The following is a 23365-nucleotide window of genomic DNA, read 5'->3' as shown; positions in this document are numbered from 1 at the left end:
GGCCTTGCGTCAGCCTAAACCTTAAACATCTAAACAAATCGACCACTCAACAAAAAAATACTACGCCATTTACAAACCCTTCGGTATGCTTTCCCAGTTCAGCCGGGAGGGTGAACACGCAACGCTGGCGGATTTGGACTTTGAATTTCCCAAGGATGTCTACCCCGTAGGGCGGCTGGATGCTGATAGCGAGGGCCTGTTGCTGCTCACCAATGATAATTTTTTCAAGACGCGCTTACTCGATCCCAAACAGCGGCATTTCCGCACGTACTATGTTCAAGTGGAAGGCGAAATCACGGAAGAAGCCTGCGCGGAATTAGCCGCGGGCGTTACGATATCCATTAACAAAAAGAAGCATCGCACGCTGCCTGCCCGCGCCGAAAAAATCACCGAGCCAACCCTCCCCGACCGTAATCCGCCCATCCGTTTTCGAAAAAATATTCCGACTTCATGGCTGGCGCTTTCGCTACACGAGGGGAAGAATCGCCAGGTCCGGCGCATGACTGCGGCGGTCGGCTTCCCGACATTGCGGCTGGTTCGGTGGTCGATGGATCACTTTGAGCTGGGGGGAATGCAGCCTGGGGAGGTTACGGAAATAAATAAATAAGAGGAAAAAGTAAGCTGACGCAAGTTCTTTTTATCCCTTTCTCCACCCTTTTTTGGAGACTCAATTTTCCAGCACCACAAACTCTACCCTTCTATTCTGCGCCTTGTTTTCTTCAATGTCGTTGGCGGCGACGGGCTTTGTTTGGCCGTAGCCTTTCCAGATCAGGCGGGTTTCGGGGACGCCATGGTTAACCAGGTAGCTGGAAATAACTTTGGCGCGGTTCTCGGACAGAAACTGATTGAGTCGGGCGTCGCCGACATTGTCGGTATGGCCGGCAATCTCGATTTTTAGCTTGGGATTTACTTGGAGCGTCTTGACAAGTTTGTCCAACTGGGGATACGACTCGGTGCGCAGAATGTAGCTGCTCTGATCGAAATAGACGTTATCCAGCCGCACGGCTTCCCCTACTTTCAGGTTTTCAAAGACCGTCGCATCCGCCTCAGCCACCGCGGCAGCGGGTTTGGTTTCGGCAGAAACGGGAGCAGCAACAGCAGTTTGGGCGGGTTTGACAAGCGTCAATAAAATCGATTTCGTTAAATCCTGCCGATCAGTCGGTTTATCGAACGTCAGCGTCCGTTCAAAGACTTCGTAGCCAGGTTGCCCTACCCGGACATTGTAGGTTTTTCCGGGCGTCAGCCTGACTACCCGCGAGTTGCCCTCACTTTGCAGATTCAGATCTTTCCCGGTTTCCCCGATTTTGAACGTCGCCGGATCGACGGGCTTCATCGTCACGGCATCCAGAATTGCGAAAGACACCTCAAAAGTGAGCGGGTCAAGCAGCACGATCCGTGGTTTGATGGGTTCGGCCTCTCTGGTATCCAGCGTGATCGGCGCGGAGTACTTCTCGTACCCATCAGATTCCACTTCGAGTAAGTAGGGATGCTTAAGTTTCAGTTCCGTGCCAAACTGCGGATTCTCTGCCGTCGTGATGGTGGCCGATCTGTTGGTTTCCGCGCTGTTGAGCCGGAAGCGGGCGGCAACGGGCTTCTTGGTGAATGCATCCTGCGCCACGAAGGCAAAAGTCTGAGTTTGGGGAACACTACGCTGCCGGATCATGCCTACCTCCAGCAGCCGGGAGGCGGGACGTTCCATCGGGGCAGTAACGGGCTGGTACTCTGCCGCCGAAGCCTCATAAGTAAAACTACCTTCGTCGGGCAGGAGCACCGTGGATTCGCCGGACATGGATGAAACGGGAATCGGATTGCGGTTTTGGTCAAAAACCTTGATCACAGCATTGGGGACCACCGACCTTTGGTCTTTATCCACCACCAGAAAAGTAAATTCCGTCACGGCGGGTTCCAGAGCCGGCTTGAAAGCGAGAGATTTCAGCTCCTTCTCTCCAATCACGAATTCCTTTTTGACGGGGCGGTAACCGGGTGCAGTGGCTTCGATCTGGTAGGTGCCGGGCATTCCAAAAACAAATATTTCGTCCCCATCGGTTTTGCTTTCCACTTTGAACAACTGCATGGTCGCCGGAAGCACAATGTTGAAAGTCGCCGCGACAGGCTTCTGGGTTAGTTTATCGGTGGCCGCCAACGCTACGAGCGACTGTACCTTGCGGGGTAGTTCTATCCCCACTTCATTTTCATTAAGTACCTTGGCCAGGTACTTGCGGTAGGGTGTATAGCCCGGCGCATCCACGGCCACCGTGTAGCGGTGCGAGGGGTCGAGGGTGGTGCGGGCAGTCATGCTGCGGGGGTCGTAGTCGAGGGAGCGATTCTGTCCCGTGGTTTCGTCCTGCAGCATTATAGTCAAGCCCGGTACAGCCTGGTGGATTTCGGCGTCTTTCACATTGACTAGAAGCGTTGATACCAACGCAGAAGGCAAATACGCATGGTACTCGTAGCGGGTATCCCCCCCAGCCTCCACACTAACCCAGAACGGTTCACTAACCTCGCCGTGGCCTTCGGCGGTAGTTACGATAAATAGCGTGTCCGGTTCCATAAAAGTCAGGTTCTGCGCGGGCCGCTGTGGCGTAGTATTGACCGACATCTTCCGCTTTGTGCTTTTGCCTGAAATCTGGAAAGTTGCGCCGATGGTTCTGCCGGATTGTTTGTCGAATGCCTGGAAGGTGACGATCGCCTTACCCACCTGAATGTTGATTCGGGGGGATGATCCGACGGATTCAGTGATAGCCGGGGTAGTTTTGGGGGAGGTGACCACAATAGGTTCAAGCGAAACCGAAGCCGTTGCTTCCGGGGAAGCGACGGGTCCCGAATTTGCCGAAGGCACCAGCTCTTGTGCCCTTTTATTCTCTGGTTCTGCGGGAATCTGGCGCATGGTAGCCTGCTGGGCGGGCGGTTCAGCCGCGGCCACTTCGGAGCTGATCGGCAGCGGAGTCAGTCTGATATCCTGAACGAAAGTACCGCAACTGGCCAGCGCATCGGGCGGCAACTGAATGATTTTACGTTGGTAGCCTGGTTGTGTGATTTGCAGCGTGTACTGTTTTCCAGTTTCCAAAATCAGCGTGTAACGACCATCGGAAGCATTGTTATCCATTTCGGAGATGCTGCGCTGCCCTTGATCATTGATGGCCACTACCCTGCCAACGACGGGTTTCCCGTTAAGCGAATCCGTTACAAAGCCCTGTACCGAAGCCATGCGAGAGGGCCGTAAATCTTCCGGAACGGGAACCGTGTAGATGTCACCATCACTGGTGTAGTACATGATGTCGCCGCAGGGCGGGATGGACACGAACTGATCAAGTCCCTTGGTATTCACAAATTTGAGATTGACGGGTTCCGACCACGAGCCATCGTCCTGCAACACACTTTTATATAGATCAAAATCACCTTTGCCTCCTTTCCGTACCGAGCTGAAAATGAGGGTCCGGTTATCAGCCATGATACGGGGAGCTTTCTCGCAAGTCAGGTTAATGGGCGCCGGCAGTTCGATGGGCCGCTTCCAGTTGCCGTCGCGGCCCCGCTCGGCCATCATGATTTTGTAGCAGGCATACTCGCTCTTGCTGGAGGTATCGAACCTGCCCCGCATGAAGTACAGCCGTTTGCCGTCGGCACTCACGGAGGGAAAACCTTCGTAATCCGGCGTGTTGATCACCGGGCCGATATTGATTGGTTTGCTCCAGCCGCCTTTTTCGCGCAGCGAATAGTAGATGTCCTCCCGCCCGTAGCTCTTGGCATCACTCCCTTCCAGAAAAGCAAAAAAGAACAGCGTGTTGCCGTCGTAGCTGATACTGGGACCGCCGATCAGCGCTTTGCCGCCGCCGTAAGCATTGATGTTCGCCAGCGGACGCGGCAAAGACCAGGTTTCGTTTTTCAGTAAATCGGCCTGGTACAACTCCCAGCCACCTTGCCCTGCCGCGCGGTCCGTTTCGTAGACGAGCGTCTGCCCGTCGGCACTCAAAGACGGGGCGTATTCCGTGAATTTCACCGTATTGACCGACCCCGGCAATAAGCGTTTGATCTGAGCGTGGGCAAGCCCGGCAACAAAAATCAGGAGGTGTACTAAAAAGAATATCGACGTTTTCATGACTATGGAGAAAGTACCAGGCAGCAGGGGATTACGAGTCTAAGGTAATGATTTTATAGACCTGACACCCGGCACGAAGTACTAATTCTTCTGTTCGGGGCACCCATCGAACTCGGGCAATCCCGCCACATCGGGGCAGGCATCGTCGGCGTCGGCGATGCCGTCATTGTCACGGTCGGGACAGCCATTGAGTTTCTGCGAACCAGCCACAGTGGGGCATTGGTCGTTTTTATCCAGTATACCGTCGCCATCGGTGTCAGGACAGCCATTCAGCTCAGCGGGTCCCGCGGCAGTGGGACATTCGTCGTCTTCATCCTTAATGCCGTCACCATCCGTGTCGGGACAGCCTTTGAACTCCCAGATTCCGGGGATATCAATGCAGGCATCGCGTTTGTCAGAAACGGCGTCGTTGTCACGGTCTTTTGGCTTTCTTCTTGCGCCTGAGAAAGAGAGCCCAAGGTAGATATCGGCACCACGCGGAGAAAATTGACCGTTTTTACTGATCAGCCCCAGCAGATTGTCGGAACCTACCGAAAGCGGCCCAAGCCGCAGCGCCACGCCAGGTACGAAAGCGCCGTTGAGGTACACAATCGGCACCGATAGTGAGGCTTCGGCCCCTTCGAAACGTGGCGTCAGGCCCACCCACGAAGGCTGCCACATACTGACCGCATCCGCCGGACGCAAATTCCGCATGGCAGCCAGGTTGATGAAAAATTTATTTTTCACATTCCAGTCGGCATTGATCTGGAAGGCGGCAGGCAAGCCACTTTTAAATTTGCTGAGCGACCCCGTAGCCGATAAGCCCAGCTTTTGCTCTGCCAGTTCGAAGGCATTGTCAAGGATGCGCCCTTGCTCAAAATCCTTAAAGGTCAGTTGCTGATTGCTTTCGGCGAGGTCGTATTGTCTTACGGCATTAACATCCTGAAATTTGATGCTTCCCAAATCAAGAAGAGACACGCTTAGCCGGACTTTATAAAGCGTCGCTTCGGGGTCGTCGCGCTCGGCCCCGTCCATCATGTATTTGTTGGCCGCGTAGTTGGGCCGGAACTCGTAGATCAACCCGACGTCTGCCCCATAACCGCTACCGGGCCGTTGCGCAGGTACTTTGAACTGAGTGAGGTCATCGGTCATGCTTCCGCCCGCTACGTAGCCCAGCAACCCGCTCACCTCATCAATCCGGATTTGCCCTGAACCTCCGCCCGCCGTGTCAGTCACGCTATATTTCACTTCATTGGCAATCATGTGAGACGAGTACCAGCTTGTGAGGTACTTTACGCTCAGGCCCGCGCTCACATAATGCTTACCGCGCGACCACACCTCTCGCCCGTAAGCCAGTGCCAGTTCACCATAAGCATTGGAATTGACAGCAAATTTATGATCAAAAGTCGTGCTGCCAGCCCATAGTGATGGTCTGTCCAGACCGGTGCGGATCAGGGAAAGGAATTCCGGTGAAGCATTGCTAAACTGAAAAGCCGAGCGAATGCGGGTACTTATGGAGAAACCCCCGCCGTAACGCGGTGTGATCAGCAGGGACGGTCCCCGCAAATCGGCTGACAAAGTACCTGAGCGCTGGGCGTTGCTTTGGATTTCAGCCACATGGTCGGGCAGAAAATCCACCTCCCCATCCGGGGTTTGGTACGTATCCGAGACTTTGCCAATCGCCAGCTCGGGTAGCCTGAATGGCGCATTGTATGTCGCAAAGGAATTATCGAGGTGCACACCGGCAGTCGCCAAGTTGAAACTGAACCGCTGCGGGTGATTGGCCAGCCGGGCGGGGTTGAGCAGTGCCCCATGAATGCCGCTGTGATTGGTCAGGCCGAGGCCCAGCATGTTTTGGGCGAAAGAGGGTGTCGCCAATAAAAGAACCAGCGCAGAAAAGCCGGATACAAATCTTACCATACGAATATCGAGTTTGCTTACAAGATACCCGTCTTTCCTTGCTCCCTTTCTATTTGACAACAAAAACTTATCAAATGGTCATTGATCTGTACATTCGTTGTTGAGGGCCGGTAACAATCTGTAGATGGACCGACAAATCCAGACCAAATTGGCATTGCCTACGGCGGCAATAATCTTTTAGTTGGTTTTCAGTACAGGTACATTGATTTTTTTCGCGGGAAAGGTGAGCGGGTCGAAAATGAAATGTCATACCTTCGGTTTTGCATTATATATAACTTCATCTCTACGATCTCTACCTTCGATCTGTAGGTAGTTTTTTTCAGGAAATCTTTAAGGTATTTTGGAAGCTGAAAGCAGCACTGGACGGCAGGTACTTTATAACGCCCATTCTTGCAGATCTCACGTTAACATAGTTCATTCCGGTACAAGTACCTACCACGTTATATTAAATCAACCGTATGAAAACGATCTGTTCACACCTAAAAAGCATTGGTCTCCGGGCAAGCGTGCTGCTCTTTTTGGTATCGACCGGCTGTAATTCCAAAGTCCGCTATCAAAGTCAATTGCTGCTTAAAAATGAACTGGATGTCCCTATTGAAGTCACCATCCACCCCAAGCCGTCACTCTTATTTCTCGGAGGTTACAAATCGTCGCCATCAGAGGGAGGTACTTTTTCCCAAAAGTTTACACTGCTGGATAATGGGGAACGAGCAATTTATTACGATACAAAATTGGGTATAGAACCCGCAAAACTAGCCAGCTCGGTTTTTGATAGCATTACTGTCGTCGTCGGTGATACCGTCTTGCGCCTACGACTGGAACAGACGGCGAACTACACACTCAGTCCATTTGAAAGTAATGAGAATTGGACCTTCGCGAAGGTGGAGTTTGATGCCGCTACCCAGTTCAAAAGAAATCCGGTACAATCGGATAATTTCTATTTCGTGATCAAGGAAGAAAACATTGTTCGTTAAAACCTTGTCTTTTTCCCAGATCCCCCCCCGATAAGCGTCTTGCCAATGTCACACGACATTCCGGATTTATTCTAGTCAGCCTTCGCCTCTAACTGATGGGTCAATTCCAACTCGTTGGTCAAGTCCAGGCGCAGCGGCGTGATGGATACGTAATTGTTCTCCACCGCCCAGCGGTCGGTCCCCTCCTCGGCGGGTTCCAGGGGTGTTACTGTAAACCAGTAATGTTTTCGTCCCATGGGATCTACCCCCGGTTCGATACGGCCATCGTAAAGCCGGACCGACTGCCGCGTCCACTTCATGCCCTCTGGCTTACGGGGAAGGTTCACATTGTAGAGGCCAAACTCGGTATCGTTGATCAGCATCGCCAGAGTCTCTTCCACAAATGGATCAAGATATTCGAAATCCGGATCGGTCTTATCGGCAAAAGTACTGAATGCTATCCCCTTGATGCCCAGCAGAACGCCCTGTTTGGCCGCCGCCAAGGTCCCCGAGTGCCACATGGAATTCCCCAGATTGGGTCCCATGTTTATCCCCGACAATACCAGGTCGGTATTGCTCCACAGATGCGTGCCCAGAGCGACGCAGTCGGCCGGGGTGCCGTTTACCCGGTAGGCTTCAATCCCCTCGAAATGAATGGGGGATTTCTTATAAGATAAAGGCCTTGAAGCAGTGATGGCATGGCCCATGGATGATTGTTCCACATCGGGCGCTACTACGCGTACTTCGCCAAAGCGGGCAGCTACCTTGGCAAGTGCCGCCAGCCCGGGGCTATATATTCCATCGTCGTTGGCAATGAGTATTCTCATGGTTTCTAATGTTTTTGGCTATTCTCCTAAAAACACATTCCAGCTTATTTCTCCGTTGGGTACACTTTTTTCCATGCTTTCGCAAACTACCTGGGAACATGCTTCAGGTAGTTTGCGAATCCTGATTTCCCCATACTTTCGGTTCCCGGCATTTTGGCCATTTCTATTGTCCAATTATTGATTTTCTCCTGAATTTATCATGCCTTCTGTCCAACTCATACACAATCCGGGCGCCGGAGACGAAGAACACACCAAAAAAAAATTGGTGAAAGCCATAAAAACGCGAGGCTACGAGTGTAGATATAGCTCCACAAAGGAAAAAGGCTGGGATGCCTGGGAAGTACCTGAACAGGAGGTCGACTTCATCGCCCTCGCCGGGGGCGACGGCACGGTTCGCAAAGTGACGGCAAAACTGCTGAAGCGCACATTGCTGGAAAAGCAATTCCCCATTGCATTGCTTCCTTTGGGCACGGCAAATAACATCGGCACAACGCTCAGGCTACCGCACGATACCGAGGTGCTAATGGACAGCTGGCCAACGGCAGGAATAAAGAATTTTGACGTCGGAATTGTCAATGGCCCAAAGGAGTCCGCATTCTTTCTGGAAGGCTTCGGTTACGGATTATTTCCTGGTCTGATGAAAGAAATGAAGTCGGTCGGGGAGAAAGAAGATGCCACGCCGGAGGAAAAAATAGATCAAGCGCTGCAAACTCTGCACGGAATATTGCAGAACTTCGAAGCCAGAAAATGCCACCTTGAGGTAGATGGACAAGATATCTCCGGCAAATTTCTGCTGGTTGAAATTATGAATACCCGTTCTCTTGGCCCCAATCTCCACCTTGCCCCCGATGCCGATCCGGGCGATGGATACCTTAATGTAGCGGTGATTAACGAAAATCAGCGATCCGATTTTTCCCAATACCTGATGGATCGGATTCATGGAGATTCCAAGCCATTTTCTTACCATACTTATCAGGCTCAGAAGGTGACCATTCAGTGGGAAGGCACCCTCGCGCATGCTGACGATGAATTGATTAAACTAAAAAAAGGTACCATGGCCGAAGTCGGGATCCGGGCGGGAGTGCTTGAATTCATGGTGCCTTGACCAATGCCGTGCTTGTCAAAAAGCCTCCCCGATCGTGATGTAAAAGTTCCCTTCGGCATAGGGAGAAAGGCCGTAGTCGAGACGAATGTTCAGGTGATTTTTCTTTTGAGCCGTAATGCGTAATCCGCCGCCGTAGGTGTATTTGGGTTTGTTGAAGCGGATGCCATCGTTTTCGTTGCCCAGGAATCCCAGCGACCCAAAGCCAGTCAAGCCGATAAATTTCCACACTTCCCAACGCAACTCGGCCTGGCCAAGAAGGGCGTTTCTGTCGCGAAAAAAACCTTCGTAAATCCCTCTCATTTTCTTGGGCCCGCCCAGAAATGACAGTTGGCTGAACGGAATGTCATCGCCAAATATCGCGCTGGCCGTATAGTTTGTAGCCAGCACGACCCGCTCATGCAGGGAGAAGTAGTTGGCAACGTCGAGATAGATTCTGGTAAAGTTCCGGTCGGCACCAAAAATTCTGGAAGTAGGCAGAACATACAATTCACCGAACATTCCTCTTCTGGGATAAAAAACCTGGTCGCGGCTGTCGCGCAAAATGGATGGCCCAAGGCTGGACGTGCGGCTGAAATCGCTGCCCGCAATGCGACCCGTGGCTAGCTCTCCGTCTTCGACGGTCCCGGTGACCTTGTAGCTTTCGTACTGATAGCGTAGCCCCAGGTAAGTCCTGGGAGCGACAAGCCTGGCGGCCAAAAGACGAATGCGGGGAAAAGTCACGTCGAATTTTTCTTCCGGCACACGATCCTCACCGATTCCGTAATAGTTGAAATTATATTTGAACCAGCCGTTGTCGCCATTGAAGTAGTAGCGGTTGTTGTCGTAGAAAACATTGAATGGGACGAAAAACAGGATTTGCTTTTTCTGAGTGTAGGTGGCACCAAAGGAAATCTGGGAGGGTTTGTTACGCACCGTATCTTTGGCAAATGAGAAAGTAGTGGTGCCGACCACTCCCCCGCCCCAGCCCGTTTCGGGCAACCTGAAAGCGACGGGCAATACTATGAATTTGGTATCGGTAAGAAACCCGGACGTATCGGCTTTCTTTGTAGAATCAGTTGGAAAGGAGAATGCGTAAGCGCAAAAGTGACTACCCAATAGTAACAACAGCAAAAGAAAGCGCATATAAACCGGAGATTTTTGGAGAAGATACGAAGGATGTCCGTAAAGGGTTGCCAATGCCCCACATTAAGCCTTTCTTCCGAACTTTCCCCATAAATAATACCAAAACTCCCCATTCCGGCCTAATTTTACGATTTGCGAAAGTCGATTAATTTATTCACTCAATCACTCATTCAAAATTGAACTACCGTATAGAAAAAGACACGATGGGCGAAGTGCAAGTACCCGCCGACGTGTATTGGGGTGCCCAAACCCAGCGCTCAATCCAGAATTTCCCGATCGCTCAGGACATCAACAAGATGCCCAAGGAAATCATTAAAGCTTTTGCCTACCTCAAGATGGCCGCCGCGCTTACCAACGCCGATGCGGGAGTGCTGGACCGGGAAAAAGCCGATTTGATCGGTAAAGTCTGCGATGAGATTCTGGCAGGAGACCTTGACGACCAGTTTCCGCTGGTAGTTTGGCAAACGGGCTCAGGGACGCAATCCAACATGAACACGAATGAGGTGATCGCCTACCGTGGTCATGTGCTCAACGGCGGCGACCTGGCTGATAAACAGAAATTCCTGCACCCCAACGACGATGTAAACAAATCGCAGTCGTCCAACGACACGTTTCCCACGGCCATGCACATCGCGGCTTACAAGATTCTGATCGAATTGACTATACCCGGCATCACCAAACTCCGTGATACGTTGAAAGCTAAATCTGAGGCGTTCAGGGACGTAGTCAAAATCGGTCGCACGCACTTCATGGATGCAACGCCCCTCACGCTGGGGCAGGAATTTTCGGGTTACGCCTCACAGCTCACCCACGGACTGAAAGCCATCGACCATACCCTGGCACATCTCTCGGAACTGGCACTGGGCGGCACTGCCGTTGGCACGGGCATCAACACGCCGGAAGGCTATTCCGAAAACGTCGCTGCGCACATCGCTGACCTAACCGGTCTTCCCTTTGTGACGGCGGAAAACAAATTCGAAGCCCTGGCTGCCCACGACGCCATCGTGGAAGCACATGGCGCGCTGAAGACGGTGGCTGTAAGCCTGATGAAAATCGGGAACGATATCAGGATGCTGTCTTCCGGTCCGCGTGCCGGGATCGGCGAAATCCAAATCCCCGATAACGAACCGGGTAGTTCCATCATGCCCGGTAAGGTGAATCCCACCCAGTGTGAAGCCATGACGATGGTCGCGGCGCAGGTACTTGGCAACGACGTGGCGATCAGTGTCGGAGGAGCCAATGGCCACTTCGAGTTGAACGTCTTTAAGCCCATGATGGCCTACAACTTTCTCCATTCAGCCCGGCTGATCGGAGATGTGTGCGTATCGTTCAACGACAACTGCGCCGTGGGCATCGAGCCCATCCGGGAGAATATCCAGAAGCACGTCAACAACTCGCTGATGCTTGTCACGGCCCTCAATCCAAAAATCGGCTACTACAAAGCCGCCGAAATCGCCCAGACTGCCCACAAGAACGGAAGTACCTTAAAGGAAACTGCCGTAGCACTTGGGTACCTGTCGCCGGAAGAATTTGACGAATGGGTAAAGCCGGAGGAGATGGTAGGCAAGGTGGATTTAGGCTAAGGCTTCTCCCAATAATCGAAGCCCCTGGAAAGATCGCCTCTCCCCGTACCTTATCAAAAAACAGGGAGGCAACACTAGAAAAGCGGACAACATGGACATACCACCATGTTGTCCGCTTTTCTAGTGTTGCCAAACTCACCGGTGCTCAGACATATAGGGTCTGCCGTTCAACCCATAAATTTAGTGACATCCCCAAAAAAAGTCTATTTTGCCAGGCGATTTGTAAGGATTCCGCGAAAACTCCGCGTCGCTTCCTTATTAATCATTTTACTCTTTTTATTCCATTTCAATTTCTTAATCCATCAAGTATGAAGAAAACTCTCCTCTTATTGCTGAGTCTCATTCTTTTTGAGGCACACGCACAAACTCAAATCCAGGGCAAGGTGATCGATGATCAGTCGTCGCCGCTGCCTGGTGTCAGCGTATTGGTCAAAGGCACCAATACAGGTACAACGACGGATGCCTCGGGCAACTACGAACTGACAGTTCCCGCAGGTGCCACCCAACTGGCGTTTAGCTTTATTGGCTACGCCACCGTAACCAAGGACATCAATGGTCAGACGACCATCAATGTGTCGCTCGATCAGGAAAGCAATCAACTGCAGGAGGTGGTAGTTAACGCCCTGGGCTTCAAAACCCAGAAAGACCGCTCCGGCTCCACTTCTTCCACGGTGACTTCTCAGGCCATCAAAACGACCGGCGAGGTGGGAATCCTCAATAGCCTGGCGGGAAAAGCATCGGGTGTGAAGATCGCCCGCGCCAACGGCGACCCCGGTGCCGGTACCAGCATCCAGATTCGCGGTGCCAACACCATCGGCGGCTCCTCGCAGCCATTGGTAATCGTCGATGGCGTTCCGATTTCCAACGATAACCTCTACGGCAGCGGTAGTTCGCGGGCGGGCGGCGTGTCGCAGCAGTCGCGGCTCAACGACCTGAATCCTGAGGACGTTGAATCGGTGCAGGTCTTGAAAGGCGCCTCGGCGGCGGCACTTTGGGGGTCACGTGCAGCTAACGGCGTCCTGGTGATTACTACCAAGCAGGGCAAGCTGAACCAGCGAATGAAAATTTCGTATTCGGCAAGTTATTCGCTGGATGAGATCAACCGTAAGCACCCTTTGCAAACTACCTGGGGACAAGGCACGGGAGGCAAGTACAACGCCACCTCGGCCAACTCCTGGGGCGATAAAATATCAGCCCGTGCGGGAGGCGAAGATGCAGTGACTACCTCGGGAGAGTATTTTCTGGGCCAGAACGGCGAGAAAGTTTATCCCATCAGGACCAAGAACTCACAGCAGACCTTTGTGGATGACAATTTTAACGATGTTTTTCGCACGGGTTCTTTTCTGGACCACAACCTGACGATTTCGGGTGGCGGCGGCAAAACCACCAACTATTTCAGCCTGGGTTATCTGGGACAGGACGGCATTATCAAGAACAGTGATTACACACGGTTCACGATGCGGTTCAACAACCAGACGTTTTTTAACAATTACGTAAATCTGACCACTAAGGCCAACTACGTCTTTTCGGATGCCAACCGCATCCAGCAGAACTCCAACACGGCAGGATTGTACCTCGGACTGCTCAGGACGCCGCCTGATTTTGATCAAAACCCTTATATCGGCACCCATTTCAGTGCGACGGGTGTCGCCACAACCGACCGGCAGCGCAGCTACCGCCGTTATCTGGGGAACAACGTCAACCCAACCTACAACAATCCGCTATGGACCGTTAACGAACAGGAAGGCACTACGAAGGTCAACCGCTTCAATGCCAATTCCAACCTGAACATCAACCCCGTCAGCTGGCTGCAGCTTGACCTGCGCGGCGGGATTGACACCTATGTGGACAAGCGGGTGTATTTCGCTCCGGTGGGCTCGGCGAGCTTTACCAACGGACGACTCGACAATGAGGACATCACCAATACGGAAATTAACGTGGATGCCATCGCCCGGGCCGATTTTCCGAATCTGATTCCCGACAAAGTAGGGCTGAACGTGACTGCCGGCTTCAATATCAATGACCGCAACCGCGGGAGTCTTTATGCCTCTACCAACAATTTCCTGGTCAACAGCCGCTTGCCGACTTTCGCCAATGGCGTTGCCCCTTTTGACATCAGAAACAATACCACCCGCATCCGGTCCAACCGGGGCTATGGCATTCTGTCGTTTGACATATTCAAGCAGATTTTTCTGAATGTGTCCGGTACGCAGGAAGCCGCTTCCACCATTAGCGGTACGTTTTTCTATCCTTCAGCGGATCTGGCCTGGCAGTTTAGTGATTTGATAAAGAATCAAAACGATATATTTTCCTTTGGAAAATTGCGCCTTTCCTACGGACAGGTGGGCGTGCAACCACTACCCTATAAATTCGGCACGACTTACGAAACTTTCACGTACGGCACCTACGACGACGCACTGGACATCAACGAGTTTGGGGGTGGTTTTCGCCTGAATGACGACCAGGGCAACGCCAATCTAAAACCTGAAATAAAGACGGAGTTTGAGATAGGTACCGACCTGCGTTTCTTTCGCGATCGACTCACGCTGGGAGCCACTTATTACAAAAACGAGATTAATGACATTTTGCTGGCGGTGAACCTGTCACCTAGTTCGGGCTTTTTGTCCAAGTATGCCAACGCCGGACGCATGGAAAACCGGGGTCTGGAAATTGACTTCAATCTTGCGACGCTCAAGAAGGACAACTTCTCGCTCGATTTTTACGGCAACTTTAACAACAATCGCAATAAAGTCCTTGACCTGGCCGGCGTGGATCGCGTGGCCCTCACCGACCAGTCCATTACTTCCAATGCCATCGTGGGGCAGCCGCTGGGCATCCTGTTCGGTAGCCGGGCCGCCCGGAAGCCTGACGGCTCCCTGGATCTGGACGAGAACGGCTTTCCCAAACTTGCTCCCGAACAAGGAATTATCGGTGACCCGAACCCAGACTGGCGGGGCGGCCTGGGCCTGCGGGGAGCGTTCAAAGGGCTGTCGTTCAATGTACTTTTCGAGACGTATCAGGGTGGTGATTTCGCTGAGCGCACGCGTTTCGTGCTGAACAGCTTTGGTACCTACAATGATACCGAGAACGAAGTGACACTGACCAAAGACCTGAAAAATGCGGCGGGCACCATTTTCCCGGCGGGTACTACGGTTCGTGGCAACATTGGCAACTATGGTGCCGGTGATATCCTGCTCGACGAGCAATGGTACACTACCCTGGGCGGAGGCCTGGGTGGCTCAGCCATCAATGAGTTCTCGATCACCGATGGTAGCTGGACCCGCCTCCGCGAGATATCTTTGGGCTACAGCATTGGCGGGGCCAAATTCCGCAACGCCACCAAGCTAGGCTCCATTGACCTGTCCGTTTCGGGCCGAAACCTGAAACTCTGGACCAAAGTCAAAGGCATCGACCCTGAGGTCAACCAGTCGGGCGTCGACAACGGCTTTGGCATCGAGTACTTCACCAATCCAAGCACAAGGTCTTGGGTATTCACAGTGAAGATCAATTATTAATATGGCTGTCGGCCATCGGCTGTTGGCTTTCGGCTTTTTGAAATGAATTGAAGACAGAGTCAAGTACTCTCTCATTCACTCATTCACTCATTCAAAATTGAACAGATGAAACACATAAAGTACCTCTCACTTTCTTTCCTTCTGCTTGCCGGCTCCGGCTGTGAGTCGCTGGTGAAGGATATCAATGACAACCCGAATGAGATTTCTTCGGACAACTTTCAGGCGGGAGTCCTGTTGCTGAAAGGCATGGAACTCGCTAACGTCAGCGTGCAGCTGGGCCACCAAACCCGAATTTCGGGCATGTGGAGCGGCCAAACGCGCGGCGCGGCCCTGCTCTACAAGAGCATATATGAGTACAACCTCTCCGCCGAAGAAACCAATGGCATCTGGCAAAACGCTTATCAGGGCGTGGTAAAGCAAGCAAGACTACTGCGCGAGCACACTGCCGACAGCCCCAAGGCCGCCCAGTTCTCGGGAATCTCCAAGGTGATCGAGGCGAACACCGTGGGAACTATCGCCAACCTTTTCGGTGATGTGCCGTACAGCGAAATATCCAACGACGACATCGCCGACCCAAAGTTTGACACCCAGAAGGAGGTTTTTGCACAGCTCCAAACCCTATTGGACGGCGCTATTGCCGACCTGGGCAGTGCGGCTAACACTGCGGTGCCGGAAGATCTGTACCTTGCCGGAAACACCCTGAAATGGACCAAAGTAGCCTACACGTTGAAAGCCCGGCTTTATATGTACACCCGTGAGTATGACAAAGCGTATGAAGCCGCCTCCAAGGGTATTTCCGCCAGCAATGAAGCGCTGGTTTTCACGCCGCCCAACATTGGTAACGGGAGCTTTAATCTCAACTATAAGATGATCAATGAGCGGGGTGGCTATTGGACTTTCGCTGGCGGGCACCTGGAAACGCTGCTTTCCGGCAAACGAAACAATGCCAAAACCAACGAGGCTGCCCGCTTGACTTACTACCGTTTTGATGGGAATTCGGCTAACAATAACAAAGGCATTGCTGCCGCAGGTCGCCCGATGACCTTGATTGGTTTTGAAGAGAATCTGCTCATTCTGGCTGAAGCAGGTACCCGCACCGTGAGCGCCGAAGAAGGATTGAAGCAGTTGAACAAACTTCGGGCTTATCTGGCTTCGGGCACTGCCTTTCAGAAGTTAAACGCAACCGACGCGCTGAAGTACGACCCCTACGTGCTGGCAGACTTTGAAAAAGGCGGAATCGAGAATGCCGATAATCTGGACTCTAAACAAGCCTTGCTGCGCGAAATAATCGAGGAGCGCTATGTGTCGGGCTTCACGGGTTTGATGCCTTTCGATGATTTGCGGAGGCTGAGTGTTAAGGAAAAGGCTATCGCAGTGCTGCCCCCGTTCAATTCGGCCACCGCTACCAAGTACCCACAGCGCTTTGTAGTGGCTCAAACCGAACTGAGCGCCAACCGCAACGCACCCCGCGATTCGGGAATTTTCACGGAAACGGAGGTGAATAAATAATGATGAATGATAAGTGATGAATGGTTTGCGAGCCATCCTCACTCATCATTCAAAAGTACTTCCATCATTTTCTCGGCGGCGATACGGCTCTTGGTTTTTATAAAATCACGGGGCGTATCGTCGCCGATTTCGTAAGTAATCCCCACAGCGTTGAACCGCACGAAAAACCAGCCCTTGCTCACTGGCTGACCAACGTTGGATGGGGAAATGTTGGGCTCATAATCAGGAATTGCCCGTTTGATTTCGTTCAGCCAGACGTTGGTGAAATCAGGATAGGCTGAGGCCGTGTCGGAATTGTTGGTGTAGTACACGTCCTCATAGGTTGAGTGAAAGTCCAGACCCATGATGACCCTCGCCTGATTTTTATTTGCAAACTCGACAAGGTACTTGGCCATCTGCCTCGTTTCGGGCTGATTGTAGCGGTCCCAGTCACGATTGAGATCGATGCCGCCGGCATTGTGCCGCCAGTGGCCCAGGTCCACGCCGTCGGGGTTCTGCATCGGGAAGAGAAGTACCTGGTACTTTTGCTTGAATTTTTCAGTGAGTGGGTCTTCTTCAAGCAGTCTTTCCACGAAATGCAGGAAGGCGAGTTGCCCGGTAGTTTCGGGCGGGTGCTGACGACTCATCAGCACGATTATCTCGTTCTGCCCTTTATTTTTTTCAAATAGGCTGGCCGTGTAAAGCGGACGTCCCAGCGTGCTTTTCCCGTAGGTATCCATTTTCGTTTCCGGGCTTTTCCGCTTAATTTCCGCCAGCCAACCGCGCAGGTGCTCCGTAGTAAACAGCTCCTGTCCGGCCACCCAGAGCGTATCCTGGCTGAGGTTCAGCGGAAATTGGACATTACCGCCTCGCTTTATTATCAGGTTGCTGTCAAGGTCGGTCCATACTCTACCATCGTACGATAGCTTGGGCAGATAACGGTGCTTGCCGTTATGGTAATCGATATTGAGATAAACCTTCCTCGGAGTTTCGCTCCACAGTTTGAATGCGTACCAGGGACTGGGATTGATGGGCGTGTTTTCGGGTTCGATGCTGACGGTGAAAGTACTGTCGTTCTCCGCTTCAAAATCGTTCAGCCGAGCGCCGTTAAATTGGTTGGAAGCCGATACACCCTGAGCGGTCACATACGTTTTCTTTTCCTGGTATTGAACCGGCCTGGTTTCCGTATCGACGTAGTTGGGGAATTCGTGCGGGCGGGAGTCAGGGTTGTACATTTCCCTGGTACAGCCAGCATTCAGAAAAAGCAACAGTACACAGCCTGTCAGGTAGTTTTTTTGAGTCATAGCGTTCTGTTTGAAAAAATTTCAAAGGTGTGACTTTCCTGGAAAAATTCGTAAAATTCACTCTGCTTCCAGAATTCCTCCTTTCAAGTGGTAGATGTTTTTGTCCGTCCAGGTACTAACCCGGCAATAGTCCATAGCGGCCACTTTGCTGCGGGTACCATTCGTGCAGATGACAACGACATCAGTATAAGGGTCCAGAATTTTACGGTTCTCCCGGATTTTGGAAAGCGGGATATTGATTCCCCCTTCGTTGAATTCCTCAAACTCCCAGGGTTCCCGCACGTCGACTACAACCGTCCCTGGCTGTTTTTGCAGCCGGTGCATTTCGGACAAGTCAATATCGGTGTAGTTTTTTTGTGGCATTTTGATGGTGTATCAAAAGCAGTTACAGCCTTTCCTGGCCTTAGATTGGATAAGTTTCAAAGATAGAAAATAGAATGAGGAACATTTTCACCGTCAGAATCTTTATATTATCGCCAATGGAAGTCCGCTTTGCATTCAAATATTCGATTTGGCGGTAAAGTACCAACACAAACAGACAGGCAAATTGACTTTTTTATGATGTCTCAGCAACTTATCGTCCTGCTTATTTTTCTTGCCGCCGTTGGTTATCTGGGCAGACGGGCCTGGGTGTCGCTACGCCGTCCGGCGCAGGCAGGCTGTGGGAAGGGCTGCGGTTGCGGGGAAACCGACAAACTAGTTTCGGCAAAGCAGCCTGTGTCTGAAAATAACCAGGCTTAGTTTTTCCCGGAATGCTGCGCCGTCCTTTTTCAAAAAGATTATTGCTGGCTATTTTGTCGCTGCTCGTGTTATTGGGCGGCCTTTCCGCTTGGGCCATCACTTACAAAACACGGTTTTTGCAGCAGATCGAGCAGATTTCCCGTGAAAACCTGGACGGCGAACTGAGTGTGCGTGATGTGGGCTTTACGCCTTTCAAGCATGGCGTGGGGATCACTTTCTCCTTTCACGATGTCAGGTTGACTGGCCGGCGATTCGCCCGCTACCATGTACCCCTGCTGGCGGCGGAGAGCGTGAGCGCAACGCTGGATTTCGGCAAGCTATTGCGGGGAGAGGTACAGATTCGCAAACTCGGTGTGGAGCGTGGGGTGGTTAAGGTTTTCAGGGGCAAAGATGGCTACACCAATGCTTCTCTGTTTGAAACAGTCGAGCAGAGATGGGAATCCGATTTACCCGTCAATCAGAGCAGGAACTACTTTGGCAATCTTGAAAAAATCATTTTCCGCGATTGCCCGATCCAGTACGTCGATTCCCTGAAAAACAAGAAATTTGCCGCCACCCTGCGGCAGGTCGAGAGCCAGTTGGGGCGGACTGACTCTACGCGTCGTTTCCTGATCGACGGCTCTGTATTCTTCGAAGAGTTGGTTTTCAACGCCGCCAGAGGCAGCTTTTTCCGGAAGCAATCCGCGCAGACCCACCTCGATCTCGATTACTTCCCGGCCCGGCATTTGTGGCGAATAAATCCTTCGACGGTGCAGGTAAACGATCCGAAAGTGGATGCGATCAGGTTCCATGGAGATATCCATCTAGCCGAAAAGCCAGGCCGACTGGCACTCGATTTTTCATTGGAGAAAACGGATTTGGCGGCTACGCTGCATCTGCTGCCGGCCAAATTGGAAAAAGCCATTGCCAAGCGAAAAATACTTCCCACCCTGCAGGCTGATATTCAGCTTCGCGGACTGTTGAATGACCCTTCCCCGCTACTTACCGTCCAGTTCCAGACCGACACCTTCCGCTACGCACTGCCATACGGCTTCCTGCGAGACATGAGAGTCAAAGGTACTTTTACCAACCGCCTTGACCCGAACGCTCCTACGGGCGACCCCAATTCGCGAATTACGGTCAGCGAGGCCGTGGGCTATTTCGAGACGATCCCGTTACGCGGTTCGCTAAGTATTACCAACCTTAAAACCGCCACATCCGTTATGGATTTTTCGCTGGCTGCGACGCCGGCCACTGTCAACGCGCTGCTGGACACCAGCCTTTATGCCGTCCGGAAAGGCAATGCCACGCTCAAGTTTCACTACGAGGGAAGCCCGGTAAAGTTTTATGATCCTGTTGCCGACCGCATGACCGGAAAGTTGAGGGGTAGTCTGCAAATGAATGACATTGCCTTTGCCAAAAAAACGGGACACATCAACGTCAGCCGCCTGAACGGTGAGGTAAGATTCGATGAAAACCAGGCCATACTGCCGCGGCTGACGATGCACGACGGCCGTAACGACCTCACTATTTCGGGCAAGGTACTGTACTTGCCTGCCTCCCTTTTTGGCTCCCAACGGCCCGCCGAAGCCTTTGTGCACATCGCCATCCCCGAGTGGAATGTCACCTGGCCCGACCGGCTGGCGGGAATGCGGCAGCGACGGCAGCGGGGCAAGTCAAAATTCCGCCTTACCAAGCTCCTGGACGAAACAATTGAAAAGTTGAAAGTAACAGCCAGCCTGGAAGCGAAACAAATGAAATACCGGCAGTTGGTGGCTACCCAGTTGCGGGGCAATGTCACGATTCAGAACCAGTCGCTTGAATTGCGCAACCTTTCAATGAATACCTGCGGCGGCCGAGTCGGCATTTCCGGCGGAATCAAAACCTACGGAGGCCGTAAGCTTCCCATTTTTTACGTGAAGGGAAAAGTGGCACAGGCGAACATCAGATCCGTATTCCATTCAATGGGTAATTTTGGCCAAAAGGCCATCACAGACAAAAATCTGCGTGGCATCCTGTCTGCCGATTTTGCATTTCAAGCCAAAATAAAAAGCGACACCTCCTTACTGAGATCCTCGATGCGTGGAAACATAAACGTGAATCTGGAGAAAGGGCAAATTCTGAATTTCAAACCCATGCTGGATATACGTAAACTGGTTTTCAAGAATCGCGCCTGGGACAATGTCCGTCTGGCTCCTTTACGAACAACATTCGTTCTGCAAGGAGAGGAAATCAAAGTAGCCCGCATGAAGGTGCAGGCCAACGTGCTTTATTTTTTCCTGGATGGGGTATATAGTTTTGGCAACAAAACCGACCTCAGTATCCAGATTCCGATGAACAACCTTAAACGAAAGGCGCCGCAGAATCAATTGGAGATTAGAGAAATAGAAGATGTAAAGGGCCAGATTCTGTACCTGAGGGCGATCAACGAAGGCGATGAGGTGCGAATCCGTTACGACAAGATGAAAAGATTCGACTAGACCTCACAAAACGCTGCCTGACAATTAGAATAGTGAACAAAAATAACTGGTAATCATTTATTTACCCAATATTATTCAATACGATTGAGGATTTTATATTAATCGTACGCCATTGGAAGCCGGATACTGAATAAGGAGCCTTTTCCCGCAACTGACTCGACGGTCAAGCTGGCGGACATCAATTCGCACAAATGCCTGACGATGTGCAACCCCAAACCCTCCCCGTCGGGCTGGCCGGGCGAAGCAATTGGCTCTTCCGGAAGCGAAATCGGCGGATGCTGCGTTCCGGCCGTAGGATCTGGTTCCAGAACAGCGGTGGGTTCAGAATGGGGTTTCAGTTGGGCAGAAATGACCGACGCCAGATTCGGCGGCAGGCCCGGTCCGGAATCCTGAATACCAATATGCCAGCGTACCCCGTCCTCCGAAGACCAGGAGACTGACACGACGCCCTGGGACGTATATCTGATAGCGTTCATCAAAAGATTATGAACGATCCTTTTGACCTTGACCACGTCCCCCTGCACCTTCATCTCCTCGGGTCCGTCGGCCATAAGCATCAGTTTTTTTCCCTCGGCCACGGGACGTGCCCCCGCCACTACTTCCCTGATTATCTTGGAAGCGTCAAACTCCGACAGCTGGAATTCCTCCTGCCCTGCTTCCAGCCGCGCCAAATCAGTGAGCTGGACCAGTACGTCTTGCAAACTTGTCAAGTTCCGGCTCAGCATTTTGATCAACTGGGCGCGTTCCTCCTCAGTACGACCGTCCTGATTCAGCAAAGAGGTCACGCCCTGAATAACCCCAAAGTTGCTTTTGAGATCGTGCGAGGATGTCCGCAGGATCTCACCCCGGTTACGCCCCAACTTATTGAGGTCGTCCAGAGCCCTTTGCAGACTTGCGCTGCGACTGGCGGCGGCAATCTGCTGTTGGATAGCGTATTCCGTCACGCTGCCACGAATGGTTTCTTCTTTCAAACGCGCAATTTGTACTGCTGCGGTCAATATTTCCGTAACATCTGCCTCCGGGTTGAACTCTTTGAAAATCGTCAATTCGTCATTGAGGATTTCGTACAAATAATCTAGTTCATTGAGGATGTCGCCTAGCATTCGTCCCTTGCGCCAGCGATGCAGCCCGTGGAAATTAGCCAGGTGCACCGGGTCGGCGTCCTCGGGTTCATTACGCAGCCGCTGCCCCAAAATATTGAGGATCATCGGGAGGTGGTCGTTAAACTCAATGCGATCAAGCACGACGACATGTGCCAGACTCTCGTCTTCCTCGCATTTCATTCGCCAGCGTTGCAGAATGGCATCGCGGCGGCTAAATAAGTAATCGGCAATTTTCACAGGTGGCGCTATCAGGTCTGATGGCATACTTGGGTTTGTGGGACAGCCCATGCGCAGGACTGGTAGATTTATATTTGGATGGTTACCATCAAATATAAAGATTATTTTGTTCTTACCTGGTTAAACAATTTGTTTAGGGCTATATTTGCTATTACCACTCAATCCTGATCCCGCCCGATTCGATATTTACGATGAATAATTCCGCTACTTCCAAGGTAAAGATTCCCCCAAAAACCGATTTCAGAAAAACTACCCTTCTCCTTATCGAAGACAATCCGGATCATCTGTTTTTGATCAAATCGACGCTGGACGAATGTATGCCCGGCGTGAACGCCATTGGGGTAGAAAATGGGAAAGAAGCCTTGAAGTATTTGGCAGATCAGGAGAATAGCCTAGCTCACCAAACGCCCAAGCTGATCCTTGCCGACCTTTACTTGCCGAGCAGGGAAGCGGGATTACTCGCGCTGCAGACGATCAAAGAATTCTTCAAGGCAAAGAAATCCCCGCCTATCCCCATCGTGATGTTCAGCTACTCCGATCAGGACTCGGACATCAAGGATTGCTACGCCCGGGGCGCCAATGCCTATGTAGTCAAATCTCCCGATTATCAGGAATGGGCGGATTACTTCACCAATCTACGCGAATTCTGGCTGGAAACCGTGAGCCTTCCGCAACGGGGGTAAGAATCCGATTCGCCTGCCTTTCTACACATTCTGGCACAACATCTGCGGATGTACTCAATGCACGCGTAGACTTTGTGTCGTCACTCTCAATTTGGTGCGAAATACGGTCCCTTTGACACGGTTGTAGCCCCGAAATACCGACATGTTTTTTAAGCCACGGTCCATGGCTATCCCCTCCCCGGCTATCGGCACAGGCAGGGTGCGCAGGTACTTTAACGTACAGCCCCGCCTGGATTGATCAGCCCAATTC

Annotated in this window: 16 protein-coding genes; 9 read left to right on the top strand and 7 right to left on the bottom strand. The window is 51.9% G+C overall.

Annotated features, from left to right (window positions below; all coding sequences use genetic code 11):
- The first annotated feature begins 37 nt into the window (after positions 1-37).
- On the top strand, positions 38-607 hold the full coding sequence (locus IE117_RS09185) for a pseudouridine synthase (RefSeq protein ID WP_189564297.1): 570 nt from the start codon (positions 38-40) through the stop codon (positions 605-607).
- Positions 608-667: 60 nt separating this feature from the next.
- Here the strand turns inward: IE117_RS09185 and IE117_RS09180 are convergent, their stop codons facing one another.
- Together IE117_RS09180 and IE117_RS26240 are read right to left on the bottom strand one after the other, a co-directional pair.
- On the bottom strand, positions 668-4096 hold the full coding sequence (locus IE117_RS09180; protein WP_189563985.1) for an OmpA family protein: 3429 nt from the start codon (positions 4094-4096) through the stop codon (positions 668-670).
- A gap of 81 nt (positions 4097-4177) precedes the next feature.
- Entirely contained in the window at positions 4178-5995 is a 1818-nt protein-coding gene (locus tag IE117_RS26240; protein ID WP_229580574.1) for a DUF5723 family protein, read from the bottom strand.
- A 458-nt stretch (positions 5996-6453) separates the two neighbouring features.
- On the opposite strand from IE117_RS26240, the gene IE117_RS09170 reads away from it, so the two are divergent.
- A complete protein-coding gene (locus IE117_RS09170) occupies positions 6454-6969 on the top strand; it encodes a hypothetical protein (protein ID WP_189563984.1) in 516 nt (171 codons plus the stop codon).
- Positions 6970-7040: 71 nt separating this feature from the next.
- Here IE117_RS09170 and surE read toward each other — a convergent pair whose 3' ends face one another.
- Positions 7041-7775, bottom strand: coding sequence for a 5'/3'-nucleotidase SurE (gene surE / locus IE117_RS09165; protein ID WP_189563983.1), 735 nt, complete (start codon positions 7773-7775; stop codon positions 7041-7043).
- A gap of 199 nt (positions 7776-7974) precedes the next feature.
- Between surE and IE117_RS09160 the strand changes: the two genes are divergently transcribed.
- Positions 7975-8880 (top strand): diacylglycerol/lipid kinase family protein, encoded by a 906-nt coding sequence (locus tag IE117_RS09160; protein WP_189563982.1) that lies wholly within the window; start codon positions 7975-7977, stop codon positions 8878-8880.
- Positions 8881-8895: 15 nt separating this feature from the next.
- On the opposite strand, the gene IE117_RS09155 is transcribed toward IE117_RS09160, so the two are convergent.
- Positions 8896-10002 (bottom strand): BamA/TamA family outer membrane protein, encoded by a 1107-nt coding sequence (locus IE117_RS09155; RefSeq protein ID WP_189563981.1) that lies wholly within the window; start codon positions 10000-10002, stop codon positions 8896-8898.
- A 176-nt stretch (positions 10003-10178) separates the two neighbouring features.
- Between IE117_RS09155 and fumC the strand changes: the two genes are divergently transcribed.
- The 3 genes from fumC (at position 10179) to IE117_RS09140 (ending at position 16609) form a co-directional block, all read left to right on the top strand.
- Entirely contained in the window at positions 10179-11585 is a 1407-nt protein-coding gene (gene fumC / locus IE117_RS09150) for a class II fumarate hydratase (RefSeq protein WP_189563980.1), read from the top strand.
- A gap of 308 nt (positions 11586-11893) precedes the next feature.
- Entirely contained in the window at positions 11894-15100 is a 3207-nt protein-coding gene (locus IE117_RS09145; protein ID WP_189563979.1) for a SusC/RagA family TonB-linked outer membrane protein, read from the top strand.
- A gap of 105 nt (positions 15101-15205) precedes the next feature.
- On the top strand, positions 15206-16609 hold the full coding sequence (locus IE117_RS09140; RefSeq protein ID WP_189563978.1) for a SusD/RagB family nutrient-binding outer membrane lipoprotein: 1404 nt from the start codon (positions 15206-15208) through the stop codon (positions 16607-16609).
- Between the two features lie 38 nt (positions 16610-16647).
- On the opposite strand, the gene IE117_RS09135 is transcribed toward IE117_RS09140, so the two are convergent.
- Positions 16648-17892 carry a M14 family metallopeptidase gene (locus tag IE117_RS09135; protein ID WP_189563977.1) on the bottom strand — a complete coding sequence of 415 codons (1245 nt, stop codon included), beginning with the start codon at positions 17890-17892 and terminating at the stop codon, positions 16648-16650.
- 57 nt (positions 17893-17949) lie between these two features.
- Positions 17950-18255 carry a rhodanese-like domain-containing protein gene (locus tag IE117_RS09130; RefSeq protein ID WP_189563976.1) on the bottom strand — a complete coding sequence of 102 codons (306 nt, stop codon included), beginning with the start codon at positions 18253-18255 and terminating at the stop codon, positions 17950-17952.
- Positions 18256-18450: 195 nt separating this feature from the next.
- On the opposite strand from IE117_RS09130, the gene IE117_RS09125 reads away from it, so the two are divergent.
- Both IE117_RS09125 and IE117_RS09120 read left to right on the top strand, forming a co-directional pair.
- Complete coding sequence (locus tag IE117_RS09125; protein WP_308439273.1) at positions 18451-18633, top strand: FeoB-associated Cys-rich membrane protein; 183 nt, start codon at positions 18451-18453, stop codon at positions 18631-18633.
- Between the two features lie 41 nt (positions 18634-18674).
- Positions 18675-21092, top strand: a complete 2418-nt coding sequence (locus IE117_RS09120) for an AsmA-like C-terminal region-containing protein (protein WP_229580571.1) — start codon at positions 18675-18677, stop codon at positions 21090-21092.
- Positions 21093-21190: 98 nt separating this feature from the next.
- On the opposite strand, the gene IE117_RS09115 is transcribed toward IE117_RS09120, so the two are convergent.
- Entirely contained in the window at positions 21191-22459 is a 1269-nt protein-coding gene (locus IE117_RS09115) for a sensor histidine kinase (RefSeq protein ID WP_189563974.1), read from the bottom strand.
- 164 nt (positions 22460-22623) lie between these two features.
- Between IE117_RS09115 and IE117_RS09110 the strand changes: the two genes are divergently transcribed.
- Positions 22624-23115: a response regulator gene (locus tag IE117_RS09110; protein WP_189563973.1), complete on the top strand. Its 492-nt coding sequence runs from the start codon at positions 22624-22626 to the stop codon at positions 23113-23115.
- The last annotated feature ends 250 nt before the right edge of the window (positions 23116-23365 follow it).

The sequence above is a fragment of the Persicitalea jodogahamensis genome, from assembly GCF_014651615.1.
Lineage (GTDB): Bacteria > Bacteroidota > Bacteroidia > Cytophagales > Spirosomataceae > Persicitalea > Persicitalea jodogahamensis.
This window is presented reverse-complemented; position numbering and strand designations above follow the sequence as displayed.

Coding starts and splice junctions, on each gene's coding strand:
- IE117_RS09180 (WP_189563985.1), bottom strand. CDS start 4,096: ATGAAAACGTCGATATTCTTTTTAGTACACCTCCTGATTTTTGTTGCC.
- IE117_RS26240 (WP_229580574.1), bottom strand. CDS start 5,995: ATGGTAAGATTTGTATCCGGCTTTTCTGCGCTGGTTCTTTTATTGGCG.
- IE117_RS09170 (WP_189563984.1), top strand. CDS start 6,454: ATGAAAACGATCTGTTCACACCTAAAAAGCATTGGTCTCCGGGCAAGC.
- surE (WP_189563983.1), bottom strand. CDS start 7,775: ATGAGAATACTCATTGCCAACGACGATGGAATATATAGCCCCGGGCTG.
- IE117_RS09160 (WP_189563982.1), top strand. CDS start 7,975: ATGCCTTCTGTCCAACTCATACACAATCCGGGCGCCGGAGACGAAGAA.
- IE117_RS09155 (WP_189563981.1), bottom strand. CDS start 10,002: ATGCGCTTTCTTTTGCTGTTGTTACTATTGGGTAGTCACTTTTGCGCT.
- IE117_RS09145 (WP_189563979.1), top strand. CDS start 11,894: ATGAAGAAAACTCTCCTCTTATTGCTGAGTCTCATTCTTTTTGAGGCA.
- IE117_RS09140 (WP_189563978.1), top strand. CDS start 15,206: ATGAAACACATAAAGTACCTCTCACTTTCTTTCCTTCTGCTTGCCGGC.
- IE117_RS09135 (WP_189563977.1), bottom strand. CDS start 17,892: ATGACTCAAAAAAACTACCTGACAGGCTGTGTACTGTTGCTTTTTCTG.
- IE117_RS09130 (WP_189563976.1), bottom strand. CDS start 18,255: ATGCCACAAAAAAACTACACCGATATTGACTTGTCCGAAATGCACCGG.
- IE117_RS09125 (WP_308439273.1), top strand. CDS start 18,451: ATGATGTCTCAGCAACTTATCGTCCTGCTTATTTTTCTTGCCGCCGTT.
- IE117_RS09115 (WP_189563974.1), bottom strand. CDS start 22,459: ATGCCATCAGACCTGATAGCGCCACCTGTGAAAATTGCCGATTACTTA.
- IE117_RS09110 (WP_189563973.1), top strand. CDS start 22,624: ATGAATAATTCCGCTACTTCCAAGGTAAAGATTCCCCCAAAAACCGAT.